The organism is Arthrobacter sp. Y3224055 (assembly GCF_059090825.1).
In genome coordinates, this window is record NZ_JBNHGB010000007.1 from 114621 (window position 1) to 135126 (window position 20506).

General features: G+C 68.5%; 20 protein-coding genes. 9 read left to right on the forward strand and 11 right to left on the reverse strand.

Features of this window, described 5'->3' with window-relative positions; all coding sequences use genetic code 11:
• Window positions 1-26: 26 nt before the first annotated feature.
• Genes AC5RTY_RS16055 through AC5RTY_RS16070 form a run of 4 tightly spaced genes read left to right on the forward strand, consistent with a single transcriptional unit; the run spans window position 27 to window position 1898 of the window.
• Window positions 27-218: a hypothetical protein gene (locus AC5RTY_RS16055; RefSeq protein ID WP_494001991.1), complete on the forward strand. Its 192-nt coding sequence runs from the start codon at window positions 27-29 to the stop codon at window positions 216-218.
• A complete protein-coding gene (locus tag AC5RTY_RS16060) occupies window positions 215-679 on the forward strand; it encodes a hypothetical protein (RefSeq protein ID WP_494139905.1) in 465 nt (154 codons plus the stop codon). Before AC5RTY_RS16055 ends, AC5RTY_RS16060 begins: the two co-directional genes overlap by 4 nt.
• Entirely contained in the window at window positions 676-1290 is a 615-nt protein-coding gene (locus AC5RTY_RS16065; protein WP_494074404.1) for a hypothetical protein, read from the forward strand. The genes AC5RTY_RS16060 and AC5RTY_RS16065 overlap by 4 nt, the downstream gene beginning before the upstream one ends.
• Window positions 1287-1898: a hypothetical protein gene (locus AC5RTY_RS16070; RefSeq protein WP_494139906.1), complete on the forward strand. Its 612-nt coding sequence runs from the start codon at window positions 1287-1289 to the stop codon at window positions 1896-1898. The genes AC5RTY_RS16065 and AC5RTY_RS16070 overlap by 4 nt, the downstream gene beginning before the upstream one ends.
• On the opposite strand, the gene AC5RTY_RS16075 is transcribed toward AC5RTY_RS16070, so the two are convergent.
• Entirely contained in the window at window positions 1895-3748 is a 1854-nt protein-coding gene (locus AC5RTY_RS16075) for a glycoside hydrolase family 13 protein (protein ID WP_494139907.1), read from the reverse strand. The genes AC5RTY_RS16070 and AC5RTY_RS16075 overlap by 4 nt on opposite strands.
• A 242-nt stretch (window positions 3749-3990) precedes the next feature.
• Here AC5RTY_RS16075 and AC5RTY_RS16080 point away from each other — a divergent pair, with 242 nt between their 5' ends.
• The 4 genes from AC5RTY_RS16080 (at window position 3991) to AC5RTY_RS16095 (ending at window position 8374) form a co-directional block, all read left to right on the forward strand.
• The gene (locus AC5RTY_RS16080; RefSeq protein WP_494139908.1) at window positions 3991-5340 is read left to right on the forward strand and encodes an ABC transporter substrate-binding protein; all 1350 of its coding nucleotides are present in this window, start codon (window positions 3991-3993) and stop codon (window positions 5338-5340) included.
• Window positions 5341-5437: 97 nt separating this feature from the next.
• Window positions 5438-6403, forward strand: a complete 966-nt coding sequence (locus tag AC5RTY_RS16085; RefSeq protein WP_494001997.1) for a carbohydrate ABC transporter permease — start codon at window positions 5438-5440, stop codon at window positions 6401-6403.
• A complete protein-coding gene (locus AC5RTY_RS16090; RefSeq protein WP_493977240.1) occupies window positions 6400-7356 on the forward strand; it encodes a carbohydrate ABC transporter permease in 957 nt (318 codons plus the stop codon). The genes AC5RTY_RS16085 and AC5RTY_RS16090 overlap by 4 nt, the downstream gene beginning before the upstream one ends.
• 7 nt (window positions 7357-7363) lie before the next feature.
• Window positions 7364-8374: a LacI family DNA-binding transcriptional regulator gene (locus AC5RTY_RS16095; protein WP_494139909.1), complete on the forward strand. Its 1011-nt coding sequence runs from the start codon at window positions 7364-7366 to the stop codon at window positions 8372-8374.
• A 25-nt stretch (window positions 8375-8399) separates the two neighbouring features.
• Here the strand turns inward: AC5RTY_RS16095 and AC5RTY_RS16100 are convergent, their stop codons facing one another.
• Together AC5RTY_RS16100 and AC5RTY_RS16105 are read right to left on the reverse strand one after the other, a co-directional pair.
• Window positions 8400-9224, reverse strand: coding sequence for a DUF8083 family protein (locus tag AC5RTY_RS16100; protein ID WP_494002000.1), 825 nt, complete (start codon window positions 9222-9224; stop codon window positions 8400-8402).
• A gap of 1 nt (window position 9225) precedes the next feature.
• Window positions 9226-10029 carry an exodeoxyribonuclease III gene (locus AC5RTY_RS16105; RefSeq protein WP_494139910.1) on the reverse strand — a complete coding sequence of 268 codons (804 nt, stop codon included), beginning with the start codon at window positions 10027-10029 and terminating at the stop codon, window positions 9226-9228.
• Window positions 10030-10134: 105 nt separating this feature from the next.
• On the opposite strand from AC5RTY_RS16105, the gene AC5RTY_RS16110 reads away from it, so the two are divergent.
• Window positions 10135-10737, forward strand: a complete 603-nt coding sequence (locus AC5RTY_RS16110) for a uracil-DNA glycosylase family protein (RefSeq protein ID WP_494139911.1) — start codon at window positions 10135-10137, stop codon at window positions 10735-10737.
• Window positions 10738-10854: 117 nt separating this feature from the next.
• On the opposite strand, the gene nadE is transcribed toward AC5RTY_RS16110, so the two are convergent.
• The 8 genes from nadE to AC5RTY_RS16150 all read right to left on the reverse strand — a co-directional run bounded on the left by nadE (window position 10855) and on the right by AC5RTY_RS16150 (window position 20435).
• A complete protein-coding gene (gene nadE, locus AC5RTY_RS16115) occupies window positions 10855-11679 on the reverse strand; it encodes an NAD(+) synthase (RefSeq protein ID WP_494139912.1) in 825 nt (274 codons plus the stop codon).
• A gap of 335 nt (window positions 11680-12014) precedes the next feature.
• A complete protein-coding gene (locus AC5RTY_RS16120; protein WP_494139913.1) occupies window positions 12015-13010 on the reverse strand; it encodes a sugar phosphate isomerase/epimerase family protein in 996 nt (331 codons plus the stop codon).
• Window positions 13000-14193, reverse strand: coding sequence for a Gfo/Idh/MocA family protein (locus AC5RTY_RS16125; RefSeq protein WP_494139914.1), 1194 nt, complete (start codon window positions 14191-14193; stop codon window positions 13000-13002). The genes AC5RTY_RS16120 and AC5RTY_RS16125 overlap by 11 nt, the downstream gene beginning before the upstream one ends.
• Window positions 14194-14279: 86 nt before the next feature.
• Entirely contained in the window at window positions 14280-15128 is an 849-nt protein-coding gene (locus AC5RTY_RS16130) for a sugar phosphate isomerase/epimerase family protein (protein ID WP_494101453.1), read from the reverse strand.
• A gap of 202 nt (window positions 15129-15330) precedes the next feature.
• Window positions 15331-16566, reverse strand: a complete 1236-nt coding sequence (locus AC5RTY_RS16135; protein ID WP_494024856.1) for a substrate-binding domain-containing protein — start codon at window positions 16564-16566, stop codon at window positions 15331-15333.
• A 1-nt stretch (window position 16567) separates the two neighbouring features.
• Window positions 16568-17674, reverse strand: coding sequence for an ABC transporter permease (locus tag AC5RTY_RS16140; RefSeq protein WP_494074395.1), 1107 nt, complete (start codon window positions 17672-17674; stop codon window positions 16568-16570).
• Complete coding sequence (locus tag AC5RTY_RS16145; protein ID WP_494139915.1) at window positions 17671-18720, reverse strand: ABC transporter permease; 1050 nt, start codon at window positions 18718-18720, stop codon at window positions 17671-17673. Before AC5RTY_RS16145 ends, AC5RTY_RS16140 begins: the two co-directional genes overlap by 4 nt.
• The gene (locus AC5RTY_RS16150; RefSeq protein ID WP_494139916.1) at window positions 18717-20435 is read right to left on the reverse strand and encodes a sugar ABC transporter ATP-binding protein; all 1719 of its coding nucleotides are present in this window, start codon (window positions 20433-20435) and stop codon (window positions 18717-18719) included. The genes AC5RTY_RS16145 and AC5RTY_RS16150 overlap by 4 nt, the downstream gene beginning before the upstream one ends.
• Window positions 20436-20506 lie beyond the last annotated feature (71 nt).

Here is a 20506-nt window from a genome sequence, read left to right on the forward strand (position 1 = left end):
TGTTCGGGACGGCGAGAGGAACAGGGATGAGCTACACGGTAGTCGGCATGGGCGTCGGTGCGGTGCTGGCGTGGGCCGCGCTGGTGTTTAACTTCTGGGGCTTCCTGCTGATGGCGGTCTTCCTGATGGTGGGGGCGTTGCTGGGCCGCGCCGCGGAGGGCAAGCTTGACTGGCGCAGCATCCGGGATGCGCTGACCGGACGCCGCTCGTCTTCATGACGGAACCCGTTGTGGACGCGGACGAATTGCCTCCCCGCCCGGAAGGACGGCCGCCGGCCGGGCGGCCGGACGGACCGCCCCCGGCGTCGCTCCCCGCCGCGCCGCCCGGGCAACACTATGCCGGACATACCCGGGTCAGCACGCAGGCGTTGACCAGCACTGCGCAGGGGGTTGCGGCGGAGGTGCTGGGCATTTCACCTTCCCTCGTCCGTGCGACGTGGCGGGACGATGCCGGTTCCCTCGCGTTGTACCTGGCCCTTCCCGTCGGCATTCCCTCGCTGAACCGGGTAGTGCGGGACCCGCACCTGGTGGACGGCTTTGGCGGATCGGTCTGGGACCGGGCGCACGCCGCCAAGGGAGCCATCCTGGAGAGGATCTCCTGGATCAGCGGTTCGAGGTTGAGCCGGGTGGACATCAGGGTCACCGGCATCCGCGTGCAGGAAGGAGGCCGGGTCCGGTGAGCACCGACGTCAAGACCGGCGGGGGGCCGGCTGACTTGCGCCCGGGCGACGAGCGCCTGGCGAGCCGGGAACTGCGCAGTTCCCGCGCCATCGCCGCGGTGATCGCCGCCGTCCTCGTCGGGCTGGCCTGCCTCTACCTGCTGCTAGAAGCGGCGCTGAAGGCGATCGGGCAGCGCCCGTGGCTGGCCACACCGGAAGAGATGGCGGGCTGGATCCACCAACTGCCGGGAAACGTCGCGCCGACCGTCCTGGGTGCCTCCGGAGCGCTGATCCTGTTCCTCGGTCTGCTCTTCTTCCTGCAGGGCGTGCTCCCCGGACACCTGCACCGGCACCGCATTCCCGGCCGCCGCGGCGTCGTGGTGGTGGACGATGAGGTCATCGCCGCCTCGTTGGCGCGACGCGCGCGTATCGAGGCGCAGGTGACGCGTGAGCAGGTGCTGGTGGTCGTCTCGCGCGGGCTGGTGGATGTCCGGCTCCGGCCAACCTCCGGCCAGCCGGTGGATTCCGACGCCGTCCAAACCGCGGTGGAAGACGAGGTCCGTAGGGCGCGCATCAGCCCGATTCCGCAGGTGCGCGTGTTCGTTTCCAGTTCGGGGGTGGTGGGACAGTGAACCAGACACCCCGGACATTAAACCGCATCCTGATCACCCTTTTGGGGCTGCTGCTCATGCTGGCCGGCGGCACCGCGCTGGCGCTGGCGCTGGTTCCCGCGCTCGCCGGCCGGTGGCAGGCCGCCACGGAGCAAGCCGGCGCCAACCTGGGGACGGTTTTGGACGCCACCACCCTTCCCGGCCAGCGGGACAGCTGGCTGTGGATTGTGGTGGCGCTGGTGCTGCTCCTGATGGTGCTGCTGATGATCGCGTGGGCCGCTCAGCAGGGCAAGGGCCGCACCGGTACCATCGCCGCGGATTACGACGGCGCGGGCGACCCCGGCGCCGTCTGGCTCAGTGCCGCCGTGGCCGAGCAGGCGCTGCGCGATGCGCTGCGGGAACGCGACAGCATCCTGCAGGCAACGGTCACCGCTTTCGACTACGAGGGCGGCGGCGGCCTGCGCGTCCGGGTGGCTCCGCGCCTCGGGGTGTCCCCGCAGGCCGTGGCGGACGAAGTCTCCGACCTCGTGGAGGCGCTGGACCTGACCGTCGGGTTCAGCTTCCCGGTGGTCATCCACCTGGTGGCCGGCGCGCGCTCGCGGCTGGTCCGCGCCGACCGCGTCCGCTAGCCGGACTGCCCGTCGGCGGCAGGGGTAAGCCAGACGGCCCCGTTGGGCTGCAGCATCCCGTCCGAGACTGCTCCCTCCTGCGACTCCAGCACCAGGGAGGCGCCGTCGGGCAGCCGGATGGCGGAACTGCCCATGTTGGCCAGGACCTGCAGGGTCCCGTTGCGGTAGCTCAGGATCCCAGATCCCGGATTATGCTCTGCGGCCCATTCCAGGCTGCCGTGGCCCAGCTTCTGTTCCGCCCGCAGGCGCAGCGCCGCCCGATACAGCTCGTAGGTGGAGGCGGCTACTCCCACCTGCCGATCCACCGCATAGCGCGCAAAGCTCTCGGGCTGCGGCAACCACGGTTCATGCTGGGTGGAGCCCCAGCCGTAGCCGTGCGCCTCCGCGCGCCAGGGGATCGGCACCCGGCAGCCGTCCCGGCCACGCTCTTCGCCGCCGGTGCGGAAGAACGCGGGGTCCTGGCGCACTTCGGCGGGCAGGGCGGTGTGCTCCGGAAGGCCCAGCTCATCGCCCTGGTAGATGTAGGCGGAGCCGGGCAGCGCCAGCATCACCAGCGCCGCGGCACGGCCGCGCGCGTGGCCGAGTTCCTCATCGGGCTGTTCGTCGCCGGGGCCAATGCCCTTGGGGTAGGTGGTGGGATCCGCCAACCCGTACCGGGAGCTGTGGCGGACGGTGTCGTGATTGGACAGCACCCAGGTGCTTGGCGCACCCACCGATGATGCAGCGGCGAGCGAATCGTCGATGCTGCGGGCCATCCGTCGGGCATCCCAGCCGGCGAGCAGGAAGTCGAAGTTGAAGGCCTGCTGCATCTCGTCGGGCCGGACGTAGGCAAAAAGCCGCTCGGCGGGCTCGACCCAGGCCTCGGCGACCAGCATGCGGTCGCCGTCGTACTCGGCCAGGACCTTGTGCCATTCCCGGTAGATCTCGTGCACGCCGTCCTGGTCGAAGTAGGGCGGGGTCTCCGGATGCAGGCGCTCCTCCTCCCGGGCAACTGCCTGCTGTGCCGCCGCTTCGCGGGCATCCGCCGCGGCGGGTTCCAGCACCTGTTCCTCGGACGCACGGGCATCGGGGGTGGGCGAGGCGCCCGCGGGCCGGCCGACCGCCGTTTCGTCACCGTCGGGCAGTGCGTCGTCGCCCGGGAGCCGCTCGCTGCCGGCCACCATCGAGGTCTTGGCCGCCCAATCCGGCAGGCCCTCGGCCTTGACCAGGCCATGGGCCACGTCAATCCGGAAGCCGTCCACGCCGCGGTCCAGCCAGAACCGCAGGACGGAGACCATTTCGGCCCGGACTTCGGGGTTCTCCCAGTTCAGGTCCGGCTGCGAGGAGTCGAACAGGTGCAGGTACCACTGCCCGGGCGTGCCGTCGGGTTCGGTGATCCGGGTCCAGGCATCGCCGCCGAACACCGACTGCCAGTTGTTGGGCGGCTCGTCACCGTCCGGGCCCTTGCCGTCCCGGAAAATGTAGCGGGCACGTTCGGGCGATCCGGCCTCGGAGGCCAGCGCGTCCACGAACCATTCGTGCCGGTCGGACGTGTGGTTCGGCACCAGATCGACAATCACCCGCAGGCCCAGCTCGTGGGCGCGTGCCAGCAACGAGTCAAAGTCGTCCAGGCTGCCGAACAGCGGGTCGACGTCGCGGTAGTCCGCCACGTCGTAGCCGGCATCGTTTTGCGGGGAGACGTAGAAGGGCGACAGCCAGATGGCGTCCACCCCCAGGTTCTTTAGGTAAGGGATCTTGGCGCTGATTCCGGCCAGGTCGCCCATTCCGTCGCCGTTGTGGTCGGCGAAGGAGCGCGGATAGATCTGGTAGATGACGGCGTCGCGCCACCAGGGAGCGTTTGCTGCGGTCATTGGCTCTCCTCGATTCGGGGGGTCAGGACCACTTCCAGCCTAATGATCTTTGAGGCCGAACAGACAGCGCGGGCCGCGGATGCGGCGCACATCACGATTCGGCATCGAACGCCACCGCCTCGAAAATGTGCCTTGCGACACACTGTGTAAGCGTTTACGTTACGAGTTATCAGATGGGTACTTGGTGGGTTCTTCCTGACCAGCTCAGCTCTGTCGGGGCCACCGGACAAAGGAGTCACAACATGCACTATGCACGCTCCAGAAAGGCCGCCCTGCCGGTGGCCGCGCTCGGCGCCATGGCACTGACACTGTCCGCCTGCGGGGGAGGAACAGAATCCGAAGAGTCGCCGGCGCCCGCCGCAGACTGCGCCGCCTATGAGGTCTACGGCACCTTCGACGGCGCCGAGGTCAGCGTCTACTCGACCATCACCGATGCCGAGCAGGATCTGCTGGAGAATTCCTGGGTGGACTTTGAGGAGTGTACCGGGATCGACGTGGTGTACGAGGGTTCAAACGAGTTCGAGACGCAGATCGGTGTCCGCGCCCAGGCGGGCAATCCGCCGGACGTGGCGATCTTCCCGCAGCCCGGACTGCTGGCCGCCCAAGCCCAGGCCGGCTACCTGAAGCCTGCGCCCCAGGAGGTGTCCGACCTGGTCGACGAGAACTGGTCCGAGGACTGGAAGACCTACGGCACCGTGGATGGCACCTTCTACGCCGCCCCCATGCTGGCCAGCGTGAAGGGCTACGTCTGGTACGTTCCGGCCACGTTCAAGGAGAAGGGCTGGGAAGTTCCGAAGACCTGGGACGAGATGATGGAACTCACCCAGACCATCGCCGACGAGGGCACCATGAAGCCGTGGTGCGCAGGGTTCGAGTCCGGCGAGGCCACGGGCTGGCCGGGCACCGACTGGATCGAGGACGCGCTGCTGCGCCAGGCCGGACCGGATGTTTACGACCAGTGGGTCAACCACGAGATCCCGTTCAACGATCCGCAGGTGGCCGAGGCCTTCGACGCCGTCGGCGACATCCTGAAGAACGAGGACTACGTCAACGGCGGCATCGGCGACGTCCGCTCGATCATCTCCACCTCGGTGGACGACGGCGGCATCCCGGTGATCGACGGCACCTGCGCCATGCACCACCAGGCCACGTTCCAGGCGGCCAACTGGCCGGAAGGCACCAACGTGGCCGAGGACGGCGACGTCTGGGCGTTCATCACTCCCGGCCAGGAGGCCGGCGCCAGCGCCATCACCGGCGGCGGCGAGTTCGTGGCAGCCTACACCGAAAGCGATGAGGTCTCGGCCTACCTGCAGTTCATGGCCTCGGCCGAGTTCGCCAACAACCGCGTGAAGCAGGGCGCCGCGATCAGCGCCAACAAGGGCCTCGACCCGGCGCTGGCCGCCAGCGACCTGGACCGCCAGTCCATCGAACTGCTGCAGTCGGAGGACACCACCTTCCGGTTCGACGGATCGGACCTGATGCCGGGCGCGGTCGGCGCCAACTCCTTCTGGAGCGGCATCGTGGAGTGGATCAACGGCAAGTCGACGCAAGAGGTCGTGGATTCCATCGAGGCCAGCTGGCCCAAGGACTAGGCAGCCGCCGGCAGCCCGGCCGCACCGCCTGCGACCCGATGCAGGCGGTGCGGCCGGGCACGGCCTGTCCCTTCCACGCACCAAGGAGGTAAGTGCCATGGAGGACGTTGGCGAGAAGCTCGTGCAGGTGGCGATCGCATTGGCGGTCTTCGCCGCGATCATCGCCCTGATCATGCTGTTGGTGGACCGGGCGCCGAAGTCGTTCCGCGATAAGGCGACGATCATCGGGTTCCTGGCCCCCGCCGTCGTGCTCCTCACCATTGGGTTGGTGTGGCCGGCCATCCAGACCACGTACCTGGCGTTCACGGACCGCACCGGAACGCCGAACGGCCTGGACAACTTTGTGTGGATGTTCACCCAGCCCGAAGCGCTGGTTACGCTGCGCAACACGCTGCTGTGGGTGATCCTGGTGCCGCTGCTGTCGACCGGCATCGGCCTGGCTTACGCGGTGTTCATCGACCGGGCGCGCGGCGAGAAGGCGCTCAAGGCGCTGGTGTTCATGCCGATGGCCATCTCCATGGTGGGCGCCGGCGTGATCTGGAAATTCATGTACACGTACCGCGGCGGCGAACGCGAACAGATTGGCCTGCTGAACCAGGTGTTGGTGTGGTTTGGCGGCGAACCCAAGCAGTTCCTGCTGGACGCGCCGGAGAACACGTTCTTCCTGATCGCGGTCATGGTCTGGATCCAGACCGGCTTCGCCATGGTCATCCTCTCCGCGGCGATCAAGGGCATCCCCACCGAAATCGTCGAGGCCGCCCGGCTGGACGGGGCCAGCGCCTGGCAGCAGTTCCGTTCCATCACCATCCCGTCCATCCGGGGGGCACTGATCGTGGTGGTCACCACCATCACGATCGGCACGCTGAAGGTCTTCGACATCGTGCGGACCATGACCGCCGGAAACTTCGAAACCTCGGTGGTGGCCAACGAGATGTACACCCAGGCGTTCCGCGCCAACGAACCCGGACGCGGCGCCGCGCTGGCCTTGATCCTGTTCCTGATGGTGCTGCCGATCGTCGTCTACAACGCCCGGCAGCTGAAGAAGCAGAGGGAAATCCGATGAGCGCAACGCCTGCCATCCCCACCGCTCCCGACGCCGTCCTCGCCAGCACCACCGAACAGCAGATCCCGATCACCCGGCGGGTCAAGCAGCGCCTGACCTCGCGCGGAGCCACCGCGGCAGCGATCATCATCGCCGTCATCTGGACCGTGCCGACCTTCGGCCTGTTCATTTCCTCGCTGCGCCCGGAAGACAACATCCAGGCCAACGGCTGGTGGAACATCCTGGGCGACCTGCAGTTCACCACCGAGAACTACACCGACGTGCTGGCCTCCAAGGGCGGGTCCGCGTCCAACCTGGGGCAGTACTTCATCAACTCGCTGGCGATCGTCATCCCGGGAACCCTGATCCCCCTGGTGATCGCCTCGATGGCGGCCTACGTTTTCGCCTGGGGCAGGTTCCGCGGCAAGGACACCTTGTTCATTGTGGTGTTCGCGCTGCAGATCGTGCCGCTGCAGATGGCGCTGATCCCGCTGCTCTCGCTGTTCATCAACCTCAAGATCGGCGAGTTCCAGCTGCTGCCGGCCGGAACATACGCCCAGCTGTGGATCGCGCACACCATCTTCGCGCTGCCATTGGCCATCTTCCTGCTGCACAACTTCATCTCGGAGATCCCCGGGGAGGTCATCGAGGCGGCTCGGGTGGACGGCGCCGGGCACGCGACAATCTTCTGGCGGATCATCCTGCCGCTGTCCGTGCCGGCGATCGCCTCCTTCGGCATTTTCCAGTTCCTGTGGGTCTGGAACGACCTGCTGGTGGCCCTGGTGTTCTCCGGAGGCACCGCCGACGTCGCGCCGATCACCCAGCGGCTGGCCGAACTGACGGGCACCCGCGGTGACGAGTGGCACCGGTTGACCGCCGGCGCGTTCGTTTCCATGATCGTGCCGCTGGCGGTGTTCTTCGGCCTGCAGCGCTACTTTGTCCGCGGCCTGCTGGCTGGTGGCCTCAAGGGGTGAGCGCGCCGTGACCGGGATCGACGACGTCGCGCGGGCCGCCGGCGTCTCGACCGCAACGGTTTCCCGTGCCCTGCGCGGATTGTCCGGGGTCTCCACGGCCACCCGCGACCGCGTGCTGGCGACCGCCGACTCGCTGGGCTACGTGCCGTCGTCGTCGGCGGCCCACCTGGCCTCGGGCCGCACGAGGGCCATGGGCGTGCTGCTGCCGGTGATCGACCGGTGGTACTTCGCGTCCGCGCTGGAAGGCGTGGACCGGGTGTTGCGGGCGGCCGGCTACGACCTGGTCGTGTTCAGTCTGGGCGGCACCGGCACCAACCGCGAACGGGTGTTCCACCGGTCCATGCTGCGCAAGCGGATCGACGCGCTGTTGGTGATGTGCATGGAGCTGACCGCGGACGAACTGGCGGCGCTGCAGGCGCTGGAGTATCCGAACGTGATCGTCGGCGGGCAGGTGGACGGTTTGCGCAGCGTGAGCGTGGATGACACCGCCGCGGCCGCCGAGGCGGTCGAGCATCTCATCGGGCTCGGGCACACGCGGATCGCGCACCTGCAGGGCGGCGGCGTCTACGGGATTGACTTCGACGTACCGCGCCGCCGCGAGCTGGCCTTCCGGGACACGATGGCCCGACACGGGCTGCGGGTACGGCCGGAATGGCTGGCCATGGGCGACTTCCGGTTCTCCGGCGGCAGGACTGCCGCAGGCGCGCTCCTCGACTCACCCGGGGAACGGCCGACGGCGATCTTCGCCTCCGCGGACGAGATGGCCTTCGGCGCCCTGAGGGCCGCGCAGGAGCGCGGGCTGCGGGTGCCCGAGGACGTCTCCGTCGTGGGCATCGACGACCACGAGTTCGCCGAGCCGATGGGGCTGACGACCGTCCGGCAACGGCCGGACCAACAGGGGGCCTACGCGGCCCGGCTGCTGCTGGCCGAACTGCAGGGGAAGGCGCGGCTGGACGTGCCGCGTGTCCAGCCTCACGAGCTGGTGGTCCGGGCCTCGACCGCCCCGCCGTCGTCGTGATTGCCGGGAGGCTCCGGGCCGGCGGTCAGGACGCGCGGGCGAGCTGGCGGATCTTGATCCAGCGGCCGGCGAGGCGGCGGTACGCGGCGGCGGCGCCGGTCATGTCTCCGTCGGCCAGCGATTCGATGCCGGCATGCACGTCCGAGGGCGATTCGTCCGGGTAGACCAGCTCGGCCACGCGGCCGTAATCCAGCTCCACAATGCCGTCCGCCGTGAAGGTTTCCAGCCACTCGGTCAGCTCGGTCAGTTCTTCCAGCAGGTCCAGGCCCGGGGCGGCGAGGGCCAGGGAAGCCGCTGCGTAGCGGGCCCGGTCGATGCACTGCGGGACCGGGGCGGCCAGGCGGACCGTCTGCAGCGTGTGGTCGCTCTCCACCTTTTCGGTGTGGTCGTCCTCGCGGAACAGCACAAACCAGCCGAACGGGATGCCCCAGGTGGAGCTGCGCGTGTGCAGCTTGGCCAGGGCGTCCACAAAGTTGTCCGGGTCCAGCCGGGACTGCTGGGCGTCCCTCGCCGCTTCGGGCACCAGCAGCCCCAGCAGCGGATCGCGCAGGCTGCTGGAGAGCGATTCCGCGGCCAGGGTGCTGCGGACGGCCAGCTGGTTGGGGCAGTACCGCGGCGTGGTGATGCCCTCGGGCGTCGGATAGTGGAGGACCCGGATCAAGTCGTCGCTGGAGTGCGGAAATGGGTCCGACACGGTGCGGGTGATCCTGCGCAGCGAGTCACCGCGGTCCAGGTCCTCCGTGACGTCCCTGCCCCGGCCGCGCTGGCTCATGATGAGCAGCTGCTGGTCGTCGTCGAACACATCCAGTGGTTCGAAGACCCGCAGGTAGGAGACGTACGGGAACTTCATCTCAGTCCAGCTCCGCGATGACCGGCGCGTGGTCCGAGGCGCCCTTGCCCTTGCGCTCTTCGCGGTCGATCATCGCCCCGGTGACGCGGGAGGCCAGCGCGGGGGAGCCGAGGATGAAGTCGATGCGCATGCCTTCCTTCTTGGGGAAGCGCAGCTGCGTGTAGTCCCAGTAGGTGTAGACGCCGGGCCCGGGGGTGTGCGGGCGGACGACGTCGACGAATCCGGCCTCTTCGAACGCGCGGAAGGCGGCGCGCTCGGGTTCGGTCACGTGCGTCGCGTTCTGCGCCCGGAACCAATCGATGTCCCAGACGTCGTCGTCGGTGGGAGCGATGTTCCAGTCGCCCATCAGCGCGACGGGGAGCGCCGGGTCCGCCTGGATCCAGCCGGCGGCCTCTTCCTTGAGGGCCTTGAGCCAGTTCAACTTGTAGGGCATGTGGGGATCGTCGACCGTGCGGCCGTTGGGGACATACAGGCTCCACACGCGCACGCCGCCGCAGGTCGCCCCGATGGCACGGGCCTCGGCGGCAGTGGTGTCCTCGTTCTTGCCGAAGTGCGGCTGCCCGTCGAACGTCCGTTCCACGTCATCCAGGCCCACCCGCGAGGCGATGGCCACGCCGTTCCACTGGTTCAGGCCAAAGTGCGCCACCTCGTAGCCGTTCTTCTCGAACAGGTCCCACGGGAAGTTCTCATCCTTGGCCTTGGTCTCCTGGATGGCCAGCACATCCACGTCGGAGCGCTGCAGCCAGGACTCAACGCGGTCGGCGCGGGCACGGATCGAGTTCACATTCCAGGTAGCAATCTTCACAACAGCTACGTTACCCAACGGCGGCAGGCTGTGCTCGCCGCTCGGGCGGCTGGGCCCGCCGTCGGAGCCCTCACGGCCCCATGGCTTGAGGGGTATGTTGGATAGATGTTTGCTGATAAGCCGCAGTCTTTAGCAGATCCACTCGAACGGCAGCGGCGGCAAGCCATGCTGTCATCCGAGCCGGCCATACAGAAGCTTGAGGAATGGCGGGACGCCTACGCGCGGACCCGCACCGAACCCGTCCCGCATTTTGACCCGGCGGATGCGGGCGTCGAGGCGCGGGTGCTCTTCCTGCTCGATAGCCCGGGAAGCCAAACGGTCACCGCGGAGGGGCCGGGATTCGTCTCGGTAGACAACCCCGACCAGGCGGCCGAGCGGTGCTGGAACGAACGCCAGGAAGCGGAGCTGCACGAGGGGGTTCTCCTCTGGAATACGGTGCCGTTTTTCCTCGACGGCGCCGAGCCCACTCCGGTCCAGACGATAGCCGGCGTCAAGGCGCTGAAGTCCGTCCTGGGGCTGCTGCCTCGGCTCCAAGCCGTCGTGCTGTGCGGGACGTTCACCAAGACTCAATGGGCGAAACACATGGGTGCGTTCACCCGCCCGACCGTCATCAAGGCGCCAAGCCCCGGTGGCAGGGCGATGATCAGCCGGAAGAACCAGGATGAGTTCCGCAAGGCAGTGATGCGGGCGAAGAGCCTGGTCGGCTGACGCTTCAGCCGCCCGAGCTTGTGGCAGATCCTCAGGCGGGCTGTGCTTCACCCGGCCAGATGGCGGTCAGCGGGAGGCCGGCCGGCCTTGCCTCGCCTGTTCGGCTGACGGTTCCGCCTAGCCCTGCCACCACTTGTCGAGGATGGACACCGGGGTGGTCCGCTTGTGCCGGGTCATCAGGTAGCGATGCTCGATCTTTTCGGCGACCTCGTCGGGAATGGTGCGGCCCTCGAGGTAGTCGTCGATGTGGTCGTAGCTGATCCCCAGTTCGTCCTCGTCGGTGCGGCCGGGCGTGGTGTCCAACAGGTCTGCCGTCGGCACCTTGTGTGCCACCTGGTCGCTGGCACCAAGGTGCACCAACAGTTGCCGGTTCTGCCGCTTGTTGAGTCCGAACAGGGGCAGCACGTCGGCGGCGCCGTCGCCGAACTTGGTGAAGAAGCCGGTCACCGACTCGGCGCCGTGGTCTGTGCCCAGCACCAGGTAGTTGTGCTGGCCGGCCAGCGCGTACTGGGCCATCATCCGTGCCCGGGCCTTGATGTTGCCCTTGTTGAAGTCGGTGATCTCTTCGCCGGTCGTCGTCGTGAATTCGGACTCGAAGCCGTCCATGGCCGACTTGATGTTGAACGTCCACGACGTTTTCGGCCGGATGAAATCCATGGCTGCCTGCGCGTCGGCTTCATCGTGCTGGACGCCGTACGGGAGGCGCACGGCCACGAAGGTGGCTTCGACGCCTTCTGCCTCGAGTTCGTCGACCGCCAGCTGGGCCAGCTTGCCGGCGAGGCTGGAGTCGACGCCGCCGCTGATGCCCAGCACAAAGCCTTTGCTGCCGGTGGTCTTGAGGTACTCCTTGAGGAATCCGACGCGCCGTGCGACTTCCTGTGACGGGTCGATGGAGGGCTGGACACCCATTTCGTCAATGATCGTGGCCTGGAGTTCGCGCATGGCCACAGCCTACTAAAGGTCCTGGCCAGCTGCAGGAGTTCGGCGGGCAGGTCCGCACGGCTCAGCCCAGGGGCCACGGTTGTCCTTGTTTTGGGCGGCCGTTCGGCATCGCCGCAGGTCAGGGCCGCATCGGTTTCCAGAACGTGGACAATTCCTGCAGAACTTGGACAGCCCAGCGTGTTCGGGCAGGCAGGGAGCACTTTCGCTCCCACGTCTTAAAGGGACCTCCGGCATCGCCGCAGGTCAGGGGCTTAAGACCTCCCGAAACGTGGGAAGTTATGCCCATACGTGGGAGCGAACGGGTCTGCCACGGTGCCACCTGTGCCCGCCAGCCCCTACTGCTTGAACGCGGCGTCAAAGGAGGCCTGCGGCGGATCGAAGTCGAATCCCTTGAGGAACCGGAGGGCTTCCGGCGCTCCCTGCAGCCGGTCCATTCCGGCGTCTTCCCACTCCACCGAGATCGGCCCGTCGTAGCCGATCGCCGCCAGCGCCCGGAAGCTGGCCTCCCAGGGCACGTCGCCGCGCCCGGTGGAGACGAAGTCCCAGCCGCGCCGCGGGTCGCCCCACGGCAGATGCGATCCCAGCCGCGTGTTGCGCCCGGTGATCCGCAGCTTCGTGTCCTTGCAGTCCACGTGGTAAATCCGGTCCTTGAAGTCCCAGATCAACGAGACCGGGTCGATGTCCTGCCACATCATGTGGCTGGGGTCCCAGTTAATGCCGAACGCCTCACGGTGCCCCAAGGCCTCCAGCGCCCGCACGGTCGACCAGTAGTCGTAGGCGATCTCGGAGGGGTGGATCTCGTGCGCGAACCGGACCCCGCACTCGTCGAACACGTCCAGGATTGGGTTCCACCGGTCGGCGAAGTCCCGGTAGCCGCCGTCGATCACGTCCGCGGGCACCGGCGGAAACATCGCCACGTACTGCCAGATCGAAGACCCGGTGAATCCCACCACCGTCTTCACGCCGAGCCGCTGCGCCAGCCGCGCCGTGTGCTTCATCTCCTCGGCCGCCCGCGCCCGCACGCCCTCCGGCTCGCCGTCGCCCCACACGCGCTCGCCGACGATCGCCTGATGCCGGAAGTCGATCGGGTCGTCGCATACCGCCTGGCCCTTCAGGTGGTTGGAGATCGCCCATACCCGCAGGCCGTTGCGCTCCAGGATGCCGAGCCGGTCGGCGATGTAGTCGTCGTCGTCCCAGCGCCACGCATCGAGGTGGCCGCCGGACACCGCGATCTCCAGGCCGTCGTAGCCCCAGCCCGCGGCCAGTTCGGCCACCTTCTCCAGGGGCAGGTCCGCCCACTGGCCGGTGAACAGCGTGAAATTACGGGCCATCGGTTGCTCCTGCATAGTCGGCGCGGGTGTCGGTTTCGGCAAGGACGACGGCGGTGCCCGCCTGCCCGGCGCTGCGCACCATGGCGTCCAGCACCTTCTGCACGGCCAGGCCGTCCTCGAAGCTTGGGCTCGGTGCCCGGCCGGTTGCCACCGCGGCCAGGAAATCGGCGGCCTGGCTGGTGAACGTGTGGTCCCAGCCGAGCACGTGCCCGGGCGGCCACCAGGCCTGCAGGTACGGGTGCGTCTCCTCGGTGACCAGGATCCTCGCCGCACCCGCGAGCCCCGGCGGGGCCCCGGCGTCGTAATAGGAGAGCTCGTTGAGCCGCTCCAGGTCGAAGCCCAGGTGCCCGGCGGACCCGTAGACCTCGATCCGCAGCGCGTTCTTGCGGCCCGCGGCCATCCGGCTGACCTCCAGGCTGGCCACCGCGCCGGAATCGAGCCGCAGGGTGGCCCACGCGGCGTCGTCGACAGTCACCGGTTCGGGGCCGCCCGGGCCCTGCCGGGTTTCGACGAACGTGTTGAGCGTGGCGGAGACCGACGTGACCCGCGCACCGAGCAGGAAGTGGATCTGGTCCACCGCGTGCGAAGCCAGGTCGCCGAGCGCCCCGGAGCCGGCGGTTTCGCGGCGGAGCCGCCAGGTCATCGGGGCGGTGTCGTCGGCCAGCCAGTCCTGAAGGTATGCGACCCGCACCTGCCGCACGGCGCCGATCCTGCCGTCGGCGATCAATTGGCGCGCCAGGGCCAGCGCCGGCACCCGCCGGTAGTTAAAGCCGACCATCGACTGGACGCCGGCCGCCCCGGCGGTACGGGCCGCGGCGGCCATGCGCTCGGCTTCGGCCACCGAGTTGGCCAGCGGCTTCTCCACCATCACGTGCTTGCCCGCCTGAAGCGCGGCGACGGCCAGGTCGGCATGCAGGTGGCCGGGGGTGCAGATGTCCACAATCTGCACATCGTCGCGCTCGAGGACGGCCCGCCAGTCGGTGGAGCCCTCCGCCCAGCCGTACCGGGCCGCGTCCGTTGCCACGCCGTCGGCATTCCGGCCGACCAGCACCCGCCGGGCCACCGCGGGCCGGCCGGGATAGAAGGCGGACACGTTGCGCCAGGCATTGGAGTGGGCCTTGCCCATGAAGGCATGCCCCAGCACCGCCACCCCCAGCGGCGGCGACTCCGGATTGGCGGTCATCGTCTTCTCCTTCGTGCTCGTCGGTCGGTGGTGCGGCGGGATGGGCTGCCCTCCGGGCCCGGGCTGCGCCTCGACGCGGGAACGGGTTAGAGGCTGCGCAGGAATGCCAGCCCGTCCTCTGCCAGTTGATCCTGGCTTGGTGCCAGCGGCCGCCAGATCGATGCGGCCGTCGCGATGGCCGCGTTCTCCGCGGTGAAACTCTCGATGTTCAACGGGCCGGCGTAGCCCACGTCGTCCAACGCCTTGACCAGCGCCGGCCAGTCGGTCTGGTCGCCGCCCGGCGCCCCGCGGTCGTTGCCGCACACCTGCAGGTGGACCAGGTGTTCGCCGGCCGCACGGATGGCGGCGGCGCTGGAGCGTTCTTCGATGTTCAGGTGGTAGCTGTCCAGCGCCAACCCCACCCCGTGGCCGAGCAGCGGACCCAGCGCGTCGAGCGCCTGTTCCACGGTGTTGACCAGCGAGGTCTCGTACCGGTTGAGCGGCTCGATTCCCAGTACGACGCCGGCCGCCTCGGCTTGGGCGGCCAGCGGCGCCAGGTTCTCCCGGAGCTGGCGGTACGCTTCGGCGCGGTCTTCGGCGTCGATCCGCCACACCCGCCCCGTGCTGGCGTAGAACGGACCGCACACCGCCGGCGCGCCGACGTCGTGCGCCAGGTCGATGCAGGCCGCCAGATAGTCCTGGGTTGCCTGCACCGACCCGGCGTCGGCCAGGACCAATTCGCGTCCGGGTGCCATGGCGCCCACGATGTAGGGCAACAGGTGCGTGGCCGCGAGGGCGTCCCGGGCGGTGCCGGCGGTGAAGTCGCCGACGTTTTCCAGCGGCAGTTCGACGCCGTCAAAGCCCATGCCGGCGATCTTCGCCAGCAGTCCGGGCAACTCGGTGTCGCGCAGCGGCGACTGCCACACCCAGGTGTTGACGCCGATCGGCCGGTCCATTGATCCTTCTCCTTCATCTGCCGCTGCTGGTGGGGACATCGTCCGGTCCGCGCTGCTGGTGGCAGCTCGCTCGTCCGGTTGCCGCCGGACGCCGCGCCGCGGTCCCGCCCGGCTGACCGCCGGGGGGCCGGCGGTCACCTGTCCCCGCCGGAGTTGGCGGGCCGGCCGGGCACCCTCCCCGGGCCCGGCCGACCCGCACGTTCTACGGAATTTGGCGTTCCTGCCAGACCTCCGGATAGCCGGGCAGGTCTTCCCCGCCAAACTTCGCGTAGTGGCCGTCCGGCATGCCGTCGTTGCGTTTCAGCCAGTCGTCCAGCTCGTCGGCAGGGATCGGAACCTGAGGCAGCACCCACTCGGCCGGGATTTCCTCGCCGGCGAAGATCTTCTGCACGGCCAGCAGCGGCGTGCGCCACTGGAAGTTGGAGTAAACCGGAGCCAGCGCGTCGATACCGGTGTCCTTCCATTTGCGCAGGAAGCTCAGCTCGTCTTCGCCGGTCATGACCGGCAGGTCCTTGCCGGCGTCCTCGAACGCTTCGATCGCGGCGACCGCGCCGTCCCCGGCGTCCATCCAGACACCCTGGACATCGCCGGTGGCGAGCTCGTCGGAGATGATCTTCTTGATCTCGGTCGGGTCGGCGCCGGTGAAGTAGTCGGTGGCTTCGATGCCGTTCTCCTTGAAGATCTTCTCCGCCGCCGCCCAGCGCTGTTCCAGCACATCCACGCCGGGCAGGATGCGCAGCGCCACCACCTTGTCGCCTTCCTGCAGCCGTTCGGAGAGGAAGTTGGCGGTGTCGATGCCCCAGGCGAAACCGCCGATCGGGTGGATGAACGTGGTGGCGCAGTCGGTCTCCACGCCGCGGTCGAACACCACCACGGGCTTGCCCGTGTCGCAGGCCCGCTCCACCGCAGGCGTCAGCGCCGCAGTGGCGTTCGGCGAGATAACAAACGCGTCGCATTCGCCTTCGCTGATGAAGTAGTCGATGTCGGCAATTTGCGTGTTCGAGTCGTCCTGCGCGTCGCGGGTCTCCATTTCGGAAATAACCCCCTCGTCCTGCAGCACCTTCAACTGCTGGTTCATGGTGATCCAGCCAGTCTGCCGCCACGGGTTGGAGATCGACGCGTTGGCGAAGCAGACCTTCTTGGCGCCCTCGGAGGCGAACTTCTTGGTGTCGGTCATCTTGCCGTCGATGTACTGAAGCCACGGCTGCTCCGGGTCGCCCTCGAATTCGGCGGTCCGCTGTTCGAACTGCTCGTCGTAGACGGCCTGGTCGAACCATTCCGTGGAGGCCTCCGCAGTTTCCGCCGGTGACGGGCTGGCCGCGCCGCCGGGGCCGCCGGTCTCCTCGGTGATCGACGGATCGGTGGTACAGCCGGTCATGGCCATTAACGACGCGGCCGCTGTGAGCGCGACCGCGGTACTTAGACGTTTCCTCGTCATGTCAGTTCCCTCCCTTGTCGGTGCCCTCAGCGGGCTCTGGTGCCGCGATAATGTGTTGTTCGGACTGCGCGGCCGCAGAGCCCCCGCGCCGCTTGCGCTGCCACGACTGCGCGGCGGCAGCAACAGCGACGATGATGATGGCGCCCTGCACGGTGTCCCGCCAGGTGGATGCCACGCCCAGGAAATTCAGCAGCGTGAACAGCAACTCCAGGGCGAACGCTCCCGCCGCCGCAGAGAGCACCCAGCCACGGCCGCCGCCGAGCACCACCCCACCCAGTACGACGGCGGTGATCGCCGTGAACTCGTAGCCTTGGCCCACCGACGGATGGACCCCGGCATACCCGACCAGCAGGATCCCCGAGACGGTGGCGGCCAGCGACGACAGCATGAAGGCCCGCGTGCGCACCCACCAGACCCGGGCGCCGGTCAGGGCTGCGGCCACGTCGTTGTCGCCGACGGCGACCAGCGTGCGCCCGTAGGGCCGGCGCATCATCCAGACGGCGAGCACGGCGACGGCAGCTAGGATGATGACCGGGTAGGGGATGACGTCCAGCACCGGCACGTTGTCGATGCCGCCGCGGCCTATTTGCCGGAAGCTGTCCGCCGGGTTGCCCTGGGCGGCGCCGCCGGTCCAGTTGAGCACCAGGCCCAGCAGCGCCAGCATCATGCCCAAGGTGACAATGAAGCTGGGGACCTTGAGCAGGGTGGTGATCAGCCCGTTGATCAGCCCGATGACCGCCCCGAGGACGAACATCAGCGCCAGCACGGGGATGACCTTGGCGTCGTCCTGGCCGATCAGGTTGCCGGCCACGATCACCTGCATGGTCACGACCGATCCCATGGACAGGTCGAACTCGCCGGAAACGATGACGAAGTACTGCCCGATGGCGGCGATCGCAATCGGGGCGGTCCGGCCTATGAAGCGAATGAAGGACCCGGGCTCGCCGAACGACGGGTTCAGGACGATGATGGCCACCAGCAGCGCGGCCAGGAGCACGAAGATGCCGCCGCCGGGTGTCCGCAGGCTGCGCAGGAAGCGCTGGCCGCGTCCGGCCCGGTTCTGCTGCAGCACCCTGCCGCCGGCCTCCGAATCCAGAACCGTGCTCATGCCTGCACCTCCTGCTGTTGGGCGCCGTGCCCGTAGCGCGGCGGCCGGGCGACGATGGTGCGGCGGGCATAGACGGCGACGGCGACCACGATCACCACGCCGCGGACCACGTCCTTCAGGAACGGGTTGACCTGGAGCACGGACATGATGTTGTCCAGCATCGCGAAGATCAGGACGCCGCCCAGGGTGCCGGTGACGGATCCCTTGCCGCCGGCCAGCAGCGTCCCGCCCAGGACGACGGCGGCGATCGAGAGCAGGTCGTAGCCGCCCTGCGAGCCCACGGTGGGGCTGCCGACGCCAAGCCGGCTGGCCAGCAGCAGCCCGGCCATGCCGGAGAGGGTGGAGCAGATGACGTGGGCGGTGATCACGGCGCCCGGGACGCGGATGCCGGACATCCGTGCCACGTTGCTGTCGCCGCCGACGGCATAGATGTGGTGCCCCATGCGGGTGCGGTGCAGCATCAGCAGCACGAGGGCGGCGCAGGCGAGCATGATGAGCGTGGAAATCGGCACCGGCCCTATCCCGGTGGCGCCGATCAGCCGGAAGGAGAACGGGGTCTGGCCGAAACTGCCCTTGTAGTTGGTGCCCAGGTAGCCGCTGATCACCAGGCCCATGCCGAGCGTGGCGATGAACCCGTGCACCTTGAGGCCGGCAACAATCAGTCCGTTGACCAGACCGATGACGGCGGAGACACCCAGTGCCAGCAGCACGGCGGCCGGCACGTTTTCACTCCGGTTGGCCATCACCCCGGCCGCTATCAGGCTGGCAAGGCTGGTCACGTAGGGCACCGAGAGGTCCAGGCTGCCGACCAGGATCACCAGCGTCTGGCCGATGGCGATGAAGCCCAGCACGCTCGTACCGGTCAGGATGGCGGAGATGTTGCCCGGGCTGAAGAAGTTCCGGCCGGCGGTGGCCACCAGGATGCTGCCGGCGATCAGGGTCAGCAGGGCCACCAGGTACACGATTTGGGTGGAGGTCAGCCGCGCGAAGAATCCGCCGCCGGCCCGTGCCCGCCGGGTGGGGACCGGGGTTTGCGTGGTCGTCATGGTGTCCCTCCCGTGGTGCCGCTGTCCTCCGCCACATGTGACCCGCCGCCGTGGCCTGCGTCCCCTAGGCGGGCGCCGTCGTCGTGCCCCGCGTCCGCAACGTGCCCCGCCACCGCGAGGCGATCGCCGCCGTCGTGGTTAGGAGCCGGCGGCGTGCCGTCGGAGGCCGCGCCCGCTACCCGCGCGCCGGTGGCCAGCCGCAGGATTTCCTCCTCGGTGGCGCCGGCCGGCAGCTCGCCGGCAATCTGCCCGTCGCGCATCACCAGGATCCGGTCGGACATCCCGATCACCTCGGGCAGTTCGCTGGAGACCATCAGGACGCCCTTCCCCTCGGCCGCCAGCTGGCGCATCAGCCGGTACACCGCGACCTTGGCCCCGACGTCGATGCCCCGGGTCGGTTCGTCCAGCAGCACCACGCCCGGGGACACCGCCAGCCACTTGGCCAGCACGATCTTTTGCTGGTTGCCGCCGGAGAGGTACTGCACCTCCTGGTCCAGGTCCCGGGCGACGACTTCCAGCGCGCTGAAGGAGCCGGCGACGGCGCGGCGTACGGTCGCGGTGCGCTTGGGGAACACGGCGCGGACCACGCCCAGCGCATTGTCCAGCAGGGACTGGTTCAGGCTCAGGCCCTGCGCCTTGCGGTCCTCGGTGATCAGCGCGATGCCGTGCCGCACCGCCTGGCGGGGAGAATGCGGACGGACCGGACGGCCCGCCAGCTGCATGCTGCCGCGGTTGAACGGCGCGGCGCCGAAGATCGCCTGCAACAGTTCGGTGCGGCCGGACCCCTGCAGGCCGGCGACGCCGACGATCTCGCCGGGCATCAGGCGCAGGCTGATGCCGTCCAGCTGGTCGTTGCCGGCGTCGGCGAGTTCGAGCAGCGGGGCATTGCGGTCGGTGCTCTGTGCCGCGGGCGCGGGCGGGAGCTTGTCCGGGAAGTACGCGGAGATGGGGCGGCCGACCATCATCCGGACCAGCGAGGCATCATCGAGTTCGGCGGCCGGTTTGGTACCCACGACCCGCCCGTCTTTGAGCACGGTGATGGTTTGGCAGAGGTCGAAGACCTCGCGCAGCCGGTGCGAGACGTAGAGGATGCCGGTGCCGCGTTCGGCCAGTCTCCCCACGATCCCGTACAACAGGGACACTTCCGGCCCGGACAACGCGGCGGTCGGCTCGTCCATGGAGATGATCCGGGCCTCGTAGCTGACGGCCTTGGCGATCTCGACGATCTGCTGCTCGGCCACGGAGAGCGATCGGACCAGCGCCGTGGGCCGGATGGAGCCGATGCCCAGCGACTCCAGCAGTTCCGCGGTGGCGGCGTTCATCTTGGCCCGGTTGACCAGCAGGCCCTTGCGGGGCTCGCGGCCCAGGTAGATGTTCTCCGCCACCGTGCGGTCCGGCAGCAGGTTGAATTCCTGAAAGACGGTGGACAGCCCGGCTTCGTGTGCCTGGGTGGGATGGCTGAACTGGACGCTTTCGCCGTCCAGGAGCACAGTTCCCGAGTCCCGCTGGTACACGCCCGCCAGGATCTTCATCAGCGTCGACTTTCCTGCGCCGTTCTCCCCGACGACGCCGTGCACCTCGCCGGCGTGCAGCGTCAGTGACGCGTCCTGCAGCACGGGATTGCCGAAGAAGCTCTTGGTCAGGCCGCGGACCTCGAGAACGGGTATCCCCCGTCCGGCGCCGCTGTCGGCCACGGTGTTGCTCGTCTGCTCCACCCACTCACTGTGGCACGCATCACATAGTTTTGTCGAGGGTCAGGCAAAAGTTGTTTGACCATGAATTGTTA